The 13,423-nt window shown below is 68.8% G+C and carries 12 protein-coding genes; 3 read left to right on the top strand and 9 right to left on the bottom strand.

Translation table 11 applies throughout. The features are described 5' to 3' along the window. Positions 1 to 111 precede the first annotated feature (111 nt). Together AC1DXX_RS15035 and AC1DXX_RS15030 are read left to right on the top strand one after the other, a co-directional pair. Positions 112 to 1,527 carry a nucleobase:cation symporter-2 family protein gene (locus AC1DXX_RS15035; protein WP_478135001.1) on the top strand — a complete coding sequence of 472 codons (1,416 nt, stop codon included), beginning with the start codon at positions 112 to 114 and terminating at the stop codon, positions 1,525 to 1,527. A 4-nt stretch (positions 1,528 to 1,531) separates the two neighbouring features. Beyond that, entirely contained in the window at positions 1,532 to 2,953 is a 1,422-nt protein-coding gene (locus AC1DXX_RS15030; protein WP_478135000.1) for an 8-oxoguanine deaminase, read from the top strand. 28 nt (positions 2,954 to 2,981) lie between these two features. On the opposite strand, the gene AC1DXX_RS15025 is transcribed toward AC1DXX_RS15030, so the two are convergent. The 3 genes from AC1DXX_RS15025 to AC1DXX_RS15015 are packed head-to-tail and all read right to left on the bottom strand — an operon-like array spanning position 2,982 to position 5,165. After that, positions 2,982 to 4,265 (bottom strand): c-type cytochrome, encoded by a 1,284-nt coding sequence (locus AC1DXX_RS15025; protein WP_478134999.1) that lies wholly within the window; start codon positions 4,263 to 4,265, stop codon positions 2,982 to 2,984. A 7-nt stretch (positions 4,266 to 4,272) separates the two neighbouring features. Further along, positions 4,273 to 4,980 (bottom strand): c-type cytochrome, encoded by a 708-nt coding sequence (locus AC1DXX_RS15020; protein WP_478134998.1) that lies wholly within the window; start codon positions 4,978 to 4,980, stop codon positions 4,273 to 4,275. After that, the gene (locus tag AC1DXX_RS15015) at positions 4,977 to 5,165 is read right to left on the bottom strand and encodes a DUF2970 domain-containing protein (protein WP_478134997.1); all 189 of its coding nucleotides are present in this window, start codon (positions 5,163 to 5,165) and stop codon (positions 4,977 to 4,979) included. Before AC1DXX_RS15015 ends, AC1DXX_RS15020 begins: the two co-directional genes overlap by 4 nt. A 98-nt stretch (positions 5,166 to 5,263) precedes the next feature. On the opposite strand from AC1DXX_RS15015, the gene AC1DXX_RS15010 reads away from it, so the two are divergent. Continuing rightward, on the top strand, positions 5,264 to 6,682 hold the full coding sequence (locus tag AC1DXX_RS15010; protein ID WP_478134996.1) for an aminotransferase-like domain-containing protein: 1,419 nt from the start codon (positions 5,264 to 5,266) through the stop codon (positions 6,680 to 6,682). Between the two features lie 11 nt (positions 6,683 to 6,693). Here the strand turns inward: AC1DXX_RS15010 and AC1DXX_RS15005 are convergent, their stop codons facing one another. The 6 genes from AC1DXX_RS15005 to AC1DXX_RS14980 form a co-directional block, all read right to left on the bottom strand. Beyond that, entirely contained in the window at positions 6,694 to 7,953 is a 1,260-nt protein-coding gene (locus tag AC1DXX_RS15005) for an MFS transporter (protein WP_478134995.1), read from the bottom strand. Between the two features lie 93 nt (positions 7,954 to 8,046). Further along, the gene (locus AC1DXX_RS15000) at positions 8,047 to 8,181 is read right to left on the bottom strand and encodes a hypothetical protein (protein WP_478134994.1); all 135 of its coding nucleotides are present in this window, start codon (positions 8,179 to 8,181) and stop codon (positions 8,047 to 8,049) included. 59 nt (positions 8,182 to 8,240) lie between these two features. Next, positions 8,241 to 9,068: a phosphonoacetaldehyde hydrolase gene (gene phnX / locus AC1DXX_RS14995; protein ID WP_478134993.1), complete on the bottom strand. Its 828-nt coding sequence runs from the start codon at positions 9,066 to 9,068 to the stop codon at positions 8,241 to 8,243. 49 nt (positions 9,069 to 9,117) lie between these two features. Next, positions 9,118 to 10,248 (bottom strand): TIGR03364 family FAD-dependent oxidoreductase, encoded by a 1,131-nt coding sequence (locus tag AC1DXX_RS14990; RefSeq protein ID WP_478134992.1) that lies wholly within the window; start codon positions 10,246 to 10,248, stop codon positions 9,118 to 9,120. Then, positions 10,248 to 11,963 carry a putative 2-aminoethylphosphonate ABC transporter permease subunit gene (locus AC1DXX_RS14985; protein WP_478134991.1) on the bottom strand — a complete coding sequence of 572 codons (1,716 nt, stop codon included), beginning with the start codon at positions 11,961 to 11,963 and terminating at the stop codon, positions 10,248 to 10,250. Before AC1DXX_RS14985 ends, AC1DXX_RS14990 begins: the two co-directional genes overlap by 1 nt. Before the next feature lie 369 nt (positions 11,964 to 12,332). Then, complete coding sequence (locus AC1DXX_RS14980) at positions 12,333 to 13,406, bottom strand: ABC transporter ATP-binding protein (protein ID WP_478134990.1); 1,074 nt, start codon at positions 13,404 to 13,406, stop codon at positions 12,333 to 12,335. Between the last annotated feature and the right edge of the window lie 17 nt (positions 13,407 to 13,423).

Raw genomic sequence — 13,423 nt, 5'->3', positions numbered from 1 at the left:
CGCCGGAAAGCGTCCACTTTTTGTGCACAGGGCAGGTCATTTATTGACTTTGCGCACGCGAACGCATCGCTCCTAGACTGCCGCGCCGGCTCATCGGCAGGAAAGGTCCACATGCTTTCGAACGATAAAACGACCCCCGCAGGAGACGGCGAAGGGGTCGACCAGAAACTTCCCCTCGGCCGCTGCGGCGCGCTGAGCCTGCAACACGTGCTCGTGATGTACGCGGGCACCGTGGCGGTGCCGCTCATCGTGGGCGGCGCGCTCGGCCTCTCGAAGGCCGACATCGCCTTCCTCATCAACGCCGACCTGCTGGCCGCCGGCATCGCCACGCTGGTGCAGGCCATCGGCTTCTGGCGCTTCGGCATCCGCATGCCGGTGATGATGGGCGTGACCTTCGCGGCCGTCGGGCCGATGATCGCCATCGGCATCGACCCTTCGCTGGGCCTGCCGGCCATCTATGGCGCGACCATCGTGGCGGGCGTGTTCGGCATCGTGGTCGCGCCGCTGATGGGGCGGGTGCTGGGCGTGTTTCCGCCGCTGGTCACGGGCACGGTCATCACGCTGATCGGCGTGTCGCTGATGGGCGTGGCGATCAACTGGGCGGCGGGCGGACAGCCCACCGCGACCCGCATGATCGACGGCGTGGCGCATGCGGTGGCCAACCCCGCCTACGGCGAGCCGGTGAACCTGGCCATCGCGGCGGCCGTGCTGGCGGTGATCATCGCGATCACGCGCTTCGGCAAGGGCCTGATCGCCAACATCGCGGTGCTGCTGGGCATCGTCTTCGGCATCGGCGTTTCGCTGGCGCTCGGGCGCATGCACTTCGACGGGCTGGAAGAAGCGAGCTGGATGGCCGTGACCACGCCCTTCCATTTCGGCCTGCCGCGCTTCGAGTTCACCGCCATCGCCTCGATGTGCATCGTGATGCTGATCACGCTGGTCGAGTCCACGGGCATGTTCCTCGCGCTCGGCGAGATCACCGGACGCAAGGTGGGCACCGATGCGCTCACGCGCGGCCTGCGCGCCGACGGACTGGGCACGGTGATCGGCGGGGTGTTCAACACCTTTCCGTACACCTCGTTCTCGCAGAACGTGGGGCTCGTCACGGTGACGGGCGTGCGCTCGCGCTACGTGGCAGCGGGCGGCGGCCTGCTCTTGATTGCGCTCGCGCTCTTTCCGAAGATCGCGCACATCGTGGCCTCGGTGCCGCAGTTCGTGCTCGGCGGCGCCGGCATCGTGATGTTCGGCATGGTCGCGGCAACGGGCGTGCGCATCCTGGGTGCGATCGACCATGCGCAGAACCGCCATGCGCTGTACGTGATCGCGATCTCCATCGGGCTCGGGCTGATTCCCACGCTCTCGCCCAACTTCTTCCAGCACTTTCCGGCATGGACGCATCCGCTGACGCACAGCGGCATCGTGCTGGGCACGCTGGCCGCGGTGCTGCTCAATCTTTTCTACAACGGCGTGCTGTCGAAGGAGCGTTCCTTCACACTGGCGGCACGCACCTCGCACGGAGCCGAATGACATCATGAAACCTTCTTCCCCACCGCAACAGCCGCTGCTGATCGTCCGGCACGCCGACGTGCTGGTCACCATGGACGCCGCGCGGCGCGAGATCGCCGACGGCGCGGTGGTGATGGACGGGCCCGCCATCGCCTGGGTGGGCGCCACGGCGGAGCTGCCGGCGGCGTACCTCGATGCCCTGCGCAGCGGCCAGGCCGAGGCCATCGACATGCACGGCCATGTGGTGATGCCCGGCCTGATCAACACGCACCATCACATGTACCAGAGCCTCACGCGCGCCGTGCCCGAGGCGCAGGACGCCGAACTGTTCGGCTGGCTCACGAACCTGTACCTGCTGTGGGCGCGCCTCACGCCCGAGATGATCCGCGTCTCGACGCAGACCGCGATGGCCGAACTGATGCTCTCGGGCTGCACCACCACGAGCGACCATCTCTATCTCTTTCCCAATGGCTCGAAGCTCGACGATTCGATCGAGGCGGCCGATGCGATGGGCATGCGCTTTCACGCCGCACGCGGCAGCATGAGCGTGGGCCGAAGCGCCGGCGGCCTGCCGCCCGACGAAGTGGTGGAAACCGAGGAAACCATCCTGCGCGACAGCGAGCGGCTCATCGGCCGCTGGCACGACGCCTCGCGCCATTCGATGCGCCGCATCGTGCTCGCGCCCTGCTCGCCGTTCTCGGTGTCGCGCGACCTGATGCGCCTGTCGGCCGAACTGGCGCGCGAGCGCGGCGTGTCGCTGCACACCCACCTGGCCGAGAACGACAACGACGTCGCCTACTCGCGCGAGAAGTTCGGCATGACGCCGGCCGAGTACGCCGAAGACCTCGGCTGGGTGGGCCGCGACGTGTGGCACGCGCACTGCGTGAAGCTCGACGAGGCGGGCATCGCGCTGTTCGGCCGCACCGGTACCGGCGTGGCGCACTGCCCGTGCTCGAACATGCGGCTTGCTTCGGGCATCGCGCCGATCGGTGCGATGCGGCGGGCTGGCGTCTCGGTCGGCCTGGGCGTGGACGGCAGCGCATCGAACGACGGCGCACACATGCTCGGAGAAGCGCGTCAGGCCATGCTGCTGCAGCGCGTGGGCTACGGCCCGGCGGCGATGACGGCGCGCGAGGCGCTGGAGATTGCCACCATCGGCGGTGCGCGCGTGCTGGGGCGCGACGACATCGGCGCGCTCGCACCGGGCATGTCGGCCGACGTCGTGGCCTTCGACATGCGCGGCGTCGCGCACGCGGGCGCATGGCACGACCCGGTGGCAGCGCTGGTGTTCTGCACGCCGGGGGTGGCCGCGCTGAGCGTAATCAACGGTGAGGTGCGCATTCGCGACGGCAGCTTCACCGGGCTCGAGCTGGCGCCAGTGCTTGCCGAGCATCGCTCGCTCGCACGCACCTTGTACGAAAGCGCACGGCACCCGCACACGGCCTGAAGCCGCCGGCCGGCACATGCCGCGCCACTCAACGCCGCATGGTGTCCAGCTGCGTGACCGGCGCGCTGTCGTTGCCCCACGAGCCGCGAATGTAGGTGAGCACGGCCGCCACTTCCGCCGCATCGAGCACCTGACCGAACGGCGGCATGCCGTAGGGACGCGGGTTGCCGGCCGTCGCCGGCAGGAAGCCGCCATGCGAGACCACCTGGATCGGGTTCGTGGGCCGCGCCATGTTCACTGCGCGGTTGCCTGCCAGCGGCGGATAGGCGCCGGTCGCACCCTGGCCCTGGTCGCCATGGCAGTAGGCGCAACGCTGGTCGTAGATCTTCGCGCCGAGCGCCATCGTGCCGGCATCGCGGCGGATGGGCGTTGCTGCGCGTGCAGGCGCTTCGGGCTTCGGTACGTCGGGCAGGTCTTTCAGGTAGCTCGCCATGGCCGTCAGGTCGGCATCGCTCAGATGCTGCGTGCTGCGGAACACCACATCGGCCATCGGCCCCATGACGGAGCCGCGCGGCGCGACACCGCTCTTGAGCAGTGCCACCACGTCGGCCACGGGCCAGTCGGCCACGCCGGCCTGACGCGGATCGGTCAGCGAAGGCGCATACCAGTTCTCCACGGCAATCAGCCCCCCCGAGAGGCCGAGCTTCGTCTCCGTCGCCCCCAGCGAATTGCGGCTGCCATGGCAGGCGATGCAATGGCCGAGACCATCGACCAGGTAAGCACCGCGGTTCCATTCGGCCGGCTTGCCCGCATGGGCCACGAAGTTCTCGGGCTTGAACGAGAGTGCGCGCCACACGGCCAGCGCGGCCTGCGTGTCGTAGGGAAAGCGCAACCGATGCGCCATGTTCGGCGCCGGTGCGGGTGCCACGCTGCGCAGGTAGGCGTAGATCGCATCCGAATCCTCGCGCGTCACCTTGGTGAAGTTCGGGTACGGGAACGCCGGGTAGAGCAGGCGCCCGTCCTTGCTGCGGCCGTTGTGCATGGCACGCCAGAAATGCGCACTGCTCCAGCCGCCGATGCCGGCTTTCGTGTCGGGTGTGAGGTTGCTCGAATAGATGGTGCCGAAGGGCGTATCGAGAGGCAGGCCGCCCGCATAGGGCTGGCCGCCGCGCGTGGTGTGGCAGCCCGCGCAGTTGCCGGCCAGCGCGAGGTAGCGGCCGCGCTCGACCTGCTGGGGCGTGGCGTTGAAGGCCTCGGCCTGTGCGGGCAAGGCGTCCTCGCCGCGCAGGTTCATCGCCACGAGCACGCCGGCGAGCACGGCCGCCAGCACGACCAGGGTCAGCAGCGTCCAGCCGATGTGTCGCAGTTTCATCGGCGGCTCACTTCGGCATGCCGCCGCAGGCGACAGGCAACGGGGCCGGCAGCGAGGCCGCAGGCTTTGTGTTGGCCGGCATCGGCTGCACCGCCAGCCAGCTCGCGACGGCGTTGATGTCGGCCGTGGTCATGCGGCGGCCGATCTCGGCCATGCAGTCGGGGGCGAGCGCATGGCGCTCGCTGGTGAGCCAGGCACCGAGCTGCGACGACACATAAAGGCGTGGCAGCCCCAGCAACGCGGGAATGGCCGGCTGCACGCCCATGAGCGCCGCGCCGTGGCATTGCACGCAGGCCGGCACGCCGCGCGCCGCATCGCCTTCGAGCGCGAGCTTGCGGCCGCGCTGCAGCTGCTGGGGCGTGGCGTCGCTGTTCGGAGAGATCGGCGGATAAGGCAGGTCGAGCCCGGCAAAGTACTCGGCCATCTCGCGCAGGTAGGCGTCGGAGAGGTGCTGCACCATGTACGCCATGTCGCCGTTGAAGCGACGGCCGTCGCGGAAGCTCACGAGCTGGTTGAACAGGTAGCCGGCAGGTTTGCCGGCCAGCCGCGGAAAGAAGCCCGCGTTGGTGGCCGCGCCCTCGCGGCCGTGGCAGGCGATGCAGGCGGCCACGCGCTGCTCGATGGTGTCGGGCACGCTGCCGGGCGTCGCGGCGCCTGCTGCACCGTGCACGAGGAACAGCAGCGCGGCGGCGGCGGATCGAAGGGCGGCCTTCATGTGCCTGCCGCGAAGTGTGCCAATGCCAGCAGACCCGCGATCAGCAGCAGGACCATGGCGAGCGCAACGCCGATCAACGGCAGCACGCCGACCTGTGCGCCCCGCGTCTCCGCGTCGGCGCGGCGTCCGCCCAGCCCGATGAAACTCCAGAGAACGGCGCGCACCGCGCGCATGAGATTGGACATGCACAGACTGTGCCCCAAACGGCTTCAAAAAAACAGATGCAGATCCGCCCCGATTCACCGGTGCAGATAAAGTCCTGGCGAATGACGACCACCCTGCGATGAAACGTTACGAAGCCCTTGCCGCGGACATCGAGGCCTCGATCCGCAACGGTACCCTGAAGACCGGCGACCGCCTGCCCTCGGTGCGCCACACCGGCCAGAGCCGCGGGGTCAGCGCGTCCACGGTGTTCCAGGCGTACTACCTGCTGGAGGCGCGCGGGCTCGTGCGGGCGCGGGACCGGTCGGGCTACTACGTGGCGGGCGGCGGCTTGCGCGACGCGCCGCCGGAATCCACCCTCACCTCCCGCCCGGCGGACGGCCCGATGTCGCTCGACGTGAGCGACCAGGTCTTCGACATCCTCGAGGCCAGCATGTCGCGCAAGGTCGTGCCCTTCGGTTCGGCCTTTCCGAGCCCGCTGCTCTTCCCGCTGGCGCGGCTCGGCCAGTTCATGGCGGCGAGCGCCAAGTCGCTCGACCCGTGGAGCACGGTGGACGACCTCACGCCGGGCAGCGCGGCGCTGCGGCGCCAGATCGCCCTGCGCTACCTCGCCGACGGCATGCAGGTACCGGCCGACGAGATCGTCATCACCAACGGCGCGCTGGAGGCGCTCAACCTGTGCCTCGCGGCGGTCACCCGGCCCGGCGATGCGGTGATCGTCGAATCGCCCACCTTCTATGCCGCGCTGCAGGCACTGGAGCGCATGGGGCTGCAGGCCATCGAGGTGCCGACGCATCCGGGCGAAGGCATCGACCTCGGGGCGCTCGAGCTTGCCATCGCGGCCCACAGGCCCAAGGCCTGCTGGCTCATGACCACCTTCCAGAACCCGCTCGGCAGCCTGATGCCCGATGCGAAGAAGAAGGCGCTGGTCGAACTGCTCACGCGCCACGACCTGCCACTGATCGAGGACGACGTGTACGCCGAGCTCTACTTCGGCGACCGTCGGCCTGCGCCGGCCAAGGCCTTCGACACGCAGGGCCTCGTGCTGCACTGTTCCTCGTTCTCGAAATGCCTGGCACCGGGCTACCGGATCGGCTGGGCATCGGCCGGCCGCTTCGCACGCAAGGTGGCGCGCCAGAAGCTCACGACCACGCTCAGCACCTCGGCGCCCGCGCAGCTCGCGCTCGCGACGTACCTGGAAAAAGGCGGCCTCGACAAGCACCTGCGCAAGCTGCGCCAGACACTGGCCATGCAGCAGGCGACCTTCGCACAGGCGGTGGGGCATTACTTTCCGGCGGGCACGCGCGCCACGCGGCCGCTCGGTGGCTACTTCCTGTGGGTCGAGCTGCCGGCGCATGCCAACGCGCTCGACATCCATCGCAAGGCGCTGGAGCTCGGCATCAGCGTCGCGCCGGGTCCGATCTTTTCAGCGACGCGCGCCTTCACCCATTGCCTGCGCCTCAACTACGGCCACGCGTGGAATGGCCAGAGCGAGAAAGCGATGCAGACCCTCGGCCGGCTGATCGGCGAGGCGGGTTAGGGCTGCGAGCCTCAGGCCGCCACGGCGAGGGCAGGCCGCCGGCGGTACACCCTGAACAGCAGGAACGACGCGATGCTCAGGTTCAGCAGGTTCCAGCCGATGCCGTTGAGAAAGGCCGCGTGGTAACTCCCGGTCAGGTCGAAGACCTTGCCCGACATCCATCCGCCCAGCGCCATGCCGAACAGCGTGAACATCAGCACCGTGCCCACGCGTGCGCCCGCTTCCCGGGGCGGAAAGTGCTCGCGCACGATGATCGCGTACGAAGGCACGATGCCGCCCTGGAACAGGCCAAAGAGCGCCGAGATCACGTAGAGCGACACCAGCCCGTCGAACGGCAGGAACAGCAGCAGCGCCACGCACTGCAGCAGGCCGCCCAGCAGCAAGGTGCGCAGCCCGCCGATGCGGTCGCAGATCACGCCCGACACCAGCCGGCTCACCACGCCGAAGCCCAGCATCAGCGACAGCATCTGCGCGCCCTGCGCCGGCCCGTAGCCCAGGTCGCCGCAATAGGCCACGATGTGGACCTGCGGCATCGCCATCGCGACGCAGCAGGCCACGCCCGCCACGCACAGCAGCCCCTGGGCCGTGCCCATGCCGAGGCCGAAGGGCCGCGTCATGTCGCGCGGCCGCGCTGCGCCCGATCCATGGCCGACGGGTGCAGCAGCAACCAATGCCGGCGGCCGCGCACGGAAGAAGAGCGCGAGCGCCGCCATCGTGAGCCCGCAGAAGAGGCCCATGCCGATGTAGGTCTGGCGCCAGCCGACCGACTCGATGAAGTGCTGTGCAATCGGCGGCCAGATGGCGCCGGCGACATAGTTGCCGCTCGCGCACACCGCCACCGCGATGCCGCGCCGCTTGACGAACCAGAGCGAGGTGTCCGCCACCAGCGGCGCGAAGGCCGCGGCGCTGCCCAGCAGGCCGACGAGCACGGCCTGCGCCACGATGAAGGACACGATGCCGCCGGCCATGCCGCAGGCGACATAACCGGCACCGAGACTCAGCGCGCCGATCAGCAGGGGCCACATCACGCCGAAACGGTCGGCCAGCTTCCCCATCAGCACGCCGCCGAGGCCGAAGCCGAGCATCAGCAGCGTGTAGGGCAGCGAGGCATCGGCACGGTCGATGCCGAATTCGGCCTGCACGGCCGGCAGCATCACCGACACCACGTACATGCCGCTGCTGCCGACCGTCATGATCAGCAGCGTCAGGCTCAGACGCAGCATGGCGTAGCGCGAACCCGCCTGGTGGGCGGCTGTCTCAGATGTCGTCATTGTTTTTCTCCGCGCCGAGGATACCTTCAAGCGTGAAGATGCGGAGCGCGCGATGCCCGGCGGCACGTGGTCGCCTCCGCGCGCGAGGGCGAATCAGCCTGCGTGCAGAACCGGCATCACGACGTCTGCCGAAGCCTTGGGCAAGGGTCCGCCCGGCTTGGGCACGTCGTCGCAACTGGTCGCCAGCAGGCCGACGCAGAACAGAAGAACAAGGGCTGTGCTTCTCATGCGGCGCATGCTATGCCCGCTTCCCTGCAAGTCAAGTCGGACGCGGTGCCGCGCCGGTATCAGGCGATGGCCGGACGCTCGCCGCCCTGCAGCCGGCGCTCGATGTCCTCGAGCACGTTCGGCAGATCGGCCACGCTGTCGATCACGTAGTGCGCACCGGCGGCCTTGAGCCGCACTGTCGCGCGCTCGCGGTGCTCCTGCTGCTGTGCAGCATCGAGCGCCGTCCATTCGGCCAGCGTGAGGCCCACCGCGTTGCCGCTGACCGCCAGGCCCACGGCCCAGGTGCCCGCGTTGAGACCTTCCTGCAGGCCCACGCCGGTGTCGTCGACCTTGACCACGGTGTGCGGCGGCCACACGCCGAGGTCGGCAAAGCAGCGGTACATCATGAGCGGCGACGGGCGGCCTTCGGCAAGGTCGCCGCCGCAGACGAGGTTGTCGGGTGCGTAGCCGCCGGCTGCGGCGATGGGCACGACCACGTCCATGATCGGGCGGTTGTAGCCGGTGGTCGATCCGATCTTGAGGCCGCGTTCGCGCGCCGCGTTCACGGCATCGAGTGCACCGGGAATGAATTCGGCATGGTCGCGCGCGCTGGCCGCGTTCATCGGCGTGAACACCTCGTACAGGCGGTCGACGTCGGCATCGTTGAAGGCATGGCCGTGCTTCGCTTCCCATTGCGAGGCGATGCGCGGCAGCGTGCCGAGCGCCTTGATGTGGTCCCACTTGGCCATGCCCATCGGGCCGCGTGCTTCGGCGATGGTGATGTCCACGCCGAACTGTTCGAACAGCTTCACGAAGGCGCCCATCGGCGCGCAGGAACCGAAGTCGAGGATGGTGCCGGCCCAGTCGAAGACGACGGCCTGGAGCTTGGAGTGGTTGTGGGCGTTCATGGCGAAAAGGATAGGAAAGATCGGGTGGGAAGCAAACGCGGTTCGCGCGTCACCATCCCTTGAAGACGTCGTGCGCAATGCCGAAGCCGGTGCTCGCGCCGCTGCCGCTGGTGACCAGCACCACGCGCGTGGCATCGTCGGGCGCATCGATCACGCAGGGTGTCGTCTTCGACGAGGGATAGACGCCGGTCCAGCGCTCGGTGATCTGCGCGGTTTCGAGGTCGAGCGTGCTGCGCAGGTGACGCAGGATGAGCCGGTCCACCTCCTCCATCGCGAAGGGCTCGGGTGCATCGCCGTAGTGGTGCGAGTCGCCGACCACGAGCGAGCCGTCGGCGCTCTGCACCACGATCAGGTGAATGCCGTGTTCGAGCGACGCCGCCTCTTCCTGCTGCAGCCGTGCACGCAGCGCCGCGGCCTCGGGCAGCGTGCTGTAGCCCTCGTAGCGCACGAGGCTCAGGTCCATCATCACCGAGCCCGGCAGGCGAAAACCCGCCTCGGGCTTCACGCGAAGCATCTGCAGCCGGCACAGCGTGAGGTCGTGCGCGGCAATGCGTTCGGCAAACAGGCCATGCAGCTCGGTGTTGGTGCAGACCACCACGCGCTCGCCGCGCAGTGTGCCGCGCGAGGTGCGCACGCGCGGCGTCTCCACCTCGTGCACGCTCTCGCCGAAGCGGAACACGACGCCATGCACCTCGGCCAGCCACTTGGCTAGCAGGCCGATGGCGGTGCGCGATTCGACGCGCAGCTCGTGCGGGCTGAACAGCACCGAGCGGGCATCCGCCAGGCTCAGCGCCGGCGCCTTGGCCTGGGCGTCGGCGGCATCGAGCAGCTCGCAGGCTTCGCCCATCGGCGTGCGCATGAAGGCTTCGAGCACCGCGTGCGCCTCGGGCCGGTAGGCTGCGAGCCAGAGGTTGCGGTGCACGATGTCGATGCCGGCCTGCGGCGCAATGGCCTGCCAGACCTCGCGGGCATGCATCGCGCGGCGCCAGGTATCGCCCGGCGCCTGGCCGGTGATGGTGATGAAGCCGAAGTTCCGGATCGATGCGCCGATGCAGGCCGCATCGCGTTCGATCACGCAGACCTTGAGGCCACGCTGCGCGGCGGTGTAGGCGTGGGCCAGGCCGACGATGCCGGCACCGACCACGATGAGGTCGAAGTTGTCTTGTCGGTTGCCGGGCATCACCGGTTCCTCCAGGTTTGGGTACGCTCGAGCGCCCAGTGCCCGGCCAGCGCGAACACGCCGCGGCCGACGGCGGCCGTGAGCATGATCAGGGAGGCCATGGCGGCGGCGGGCGCCACGTCGCCGGCGTCGTCCATGTTGAGCACGGCGACGGCGGCCAGCGTGGTCTGCGGCGAATAGAGGAACACGACGGCCGACACGGTGGTCATCGCGTTGACGAAGAAGTACCCGCCCACGTTGAGCACCGTGGGCAGCGCCACCGGCAGGTGCACGCGCCACAGCGTTCGCCAGAACGGCACGCCCATCGACTCCGACACCAGCTCGTACTCGCGGTCGAGCTGGCGCAGCGCCGTGAGCGAGGTGAGGTGCGCCACCGAGAAGAAGTGCGCGACGGTGCAGATCACGAGGATCGCCATGCCGCCATAGAGGCCGTGCAGCGGGTTCGACGGCGAGATGAAGAAGAAGATGTAGCCCACGCCCAGCACCAGCCCCGGCACCGCGAGCGGCAGGTTGGCCAACAGGTTGAGCAACTCGCGCAGCAGGCCGAAGTGGCGCGGTTTCTCCACCAGGTAGGCCGAGACGAACGTGAGGAGCGCGCCCGCCACCGCCGCGCACAACGCGAGCCGCAGCGAGTTGAAGTAGCTGCCCCAGCCGCCGCCGTCCATGTTGCTGAAGTCGTAGTTCTTGAAGGATGGTGCGAGCTGGTAGGGCCAGTAGGTGGCAAGCGATGCGAACACCGCCATGCCGATCATCACGAGGATGGCGCAGGCCGCAAGACCGCAGAACACCAGCAGCGCACGGTCGCGCGTCGTCACGGGCTCCGGCTGGTAGGGCGTGGCGCGCGCCGAGAGCGCCGCGGCCTGCCTGCTGCGCACGCGCCGCTCGACCAGGAAGGACAGCACCGCCGGAATCAGCAGCACCAACCCGACCACCGCGCCCATCTGGAAGTTCTGCTGCCCGACCACCTGCTTGTAGATGTCGGTCGCGAGCACGCCGGTCTGGCCGCCCACCACCTTCGGCACGCCGAAGTCGGTGATCACCAGCACGAACACCACCATCGCCGCCACGATGAGGCCGTAGCGCGAGGCCGGCAGCGTCACGGTGCGGAAGATGCGCCAGCGCGAGGCGCCGAGCGTCTGCGCCGCCTCGTAGAGACGGCCGTCGGAGGTGGCCATGGCGGTGGTGAGGATCAGCAGCGCATGGGGCAGCGTCCAGAACACCGAACCGAGCACGATGCCGAGCGGCCCGTAGATCGAGGCACCGCCCATCAGCCCCTTGAACAGCCCCTGGTTGCCGAACAGGTAGACGAGACTGATGGCCGGCAGCAGCGAGGGCGCGAGCAACGGCACCAGCGCCACGGCGCGCAGCAGGCCCTTGGCGGGCATGCACGAGAGCGTGAGCCCGTAGGCGTACACGTAGGCAATTGCCGTGCAGATTACGGCGCTGATCGCCGCGAGCCCCAGGCTGTTGAAGGCCGACTGCACGAGCGCCGGGTTGTCGAGGTAGCGCACGAAGTTCGCAAAACCGACAAACGCGCCCGCACGGTCGAAGAAGCTCTGGCCGACCAACGCGCCGACCGGCAGCGCGACGATCACGACCAGCAGCAGCACGGCCAGCAACACGGCCGCACCGGTCAGCCAGCGCTCGCGGTCGAAGGCGCTGCTGCGCGCCATCACCACCGGGACGACGGCGATGGCGTCGGGGGAGCTGCTCATCTTGGTTTTTTCAACACGCTATCGCGTGAAGCGGCGCGCGACATGAAGTGCGCGAGGACCAGGGACATTCGGGGTGCGTGCACAGGACACCGGGTACTCCCCTCCGCGAATGTCCCCCGCTTCGCTCCTCCTTTATTTCGCTGCGGGGAGCACCCGGTGCCCTGTGCACGATGGGCGCTGCTCTTGTGCCGGCCGATCAACGACGGCTCTGAGCGATCACGCTGGCGGTGTGCTCTGCGCAGCGAAATAAAGGAGGAGGCCTGCGGCCCTAGGCCGCGCCGGGGGACATTCGCGGAGCAGAGCACACCGTCGGCGTGAGCGCGCCCTGAATGACCCACAACGCGACGAATCGAAAAGCAAGGTCCCATTTCAGTGCGCCAAAACCGAAAGCGCACTCAGGGGCAATTGGATGTGCACCATGCTGCTGGGCACCAGCGGCTCGCCGCCACCGCCGCGCGCATCGGCGGGAAGCTCCGCCTCGATCTCGATGCCGAGCGGCTCGCAGACCAGCCGCGCCGAGGTACGGTTGCCGAAAAATTCCGTGTCGATCAATCGCGCCGCGAAGCTGTTGGCGCCGAGTTCTGAACCAAAGCGCTTGATCACCACATGCTCGGGCCGAATCCCGACTGTGGCTTGCGTGCCAACGCTCAGGCTGCCGGGCGAACAGAACAGTTCGCTGTCGCGCACACGCACCTTGCCATCGGCCAGCACGGTGGCGGGCAGCATGTTCATGCGGCCGACGAAGCCGGCCACGAAGCGGGTGCGCGGCTGGCGGTACAGCTCGTCGGGCGTGCCGGCCTGCTCGATGCGGCCGTTGTGCATCAGCACCACGCGGTCCGCCATCGAGAGCGCTTCTTCCTGGTCGTGCGTGACCATGATGGTGACGATGCCCAGGCGCTTCTGCAGCGCGCGGATCTCGCTGCGCAGGCTGGCGCGCACCTGCGCGTCGAGCGCGGAGAGCGGCTCGTCGAGCAACAGCAGGCGCGGGTTGGGCGCGAGCGCGCGAGCCAGGGCCACGCGCTGCTGCTGGCCGCCCGAGAGTTGCACCGGGTATTTGTCGGCATGCGCGGCCAGGCCCACCAGGTCGAGCATCTCGCGCGAACGCCTGGCCATCTCGCGTGCCAGTGCGCCCGTGGGATGCAGGCCGTAGGCGATGTTCTGCGCCGCCGTGAGATTGGGGAACAGCGCATACGATTGGAACACCACGCCGAAGCCGCGCGCCGCGGGCGGCAGGCCCGCGATGTCCTGGCCGCCGAGCAGGATCTGCCCGCCGTCGGCGCGCTCGATGCCGCAGACGATGCGCAGCAGCGTGGTCTTGCCGCAACCGGACGGACCGAGCAGGCACACGAATTCGCCGGGCTCGATGTCAAGATCGATGCCGTCGAGCACGCGGGTGGCACCAAAGGACTTGCCGATGCCGCGAAGGGAGAGAAAGCTCGTCATGTGCTGCTGCCCGAAAG

The organism is Variovorax sp. P4_B10 (genome assembly GCF_056402375.1).
This window is presented reverse-complemented; position numbering and strand designations above follow the sequence as displayed.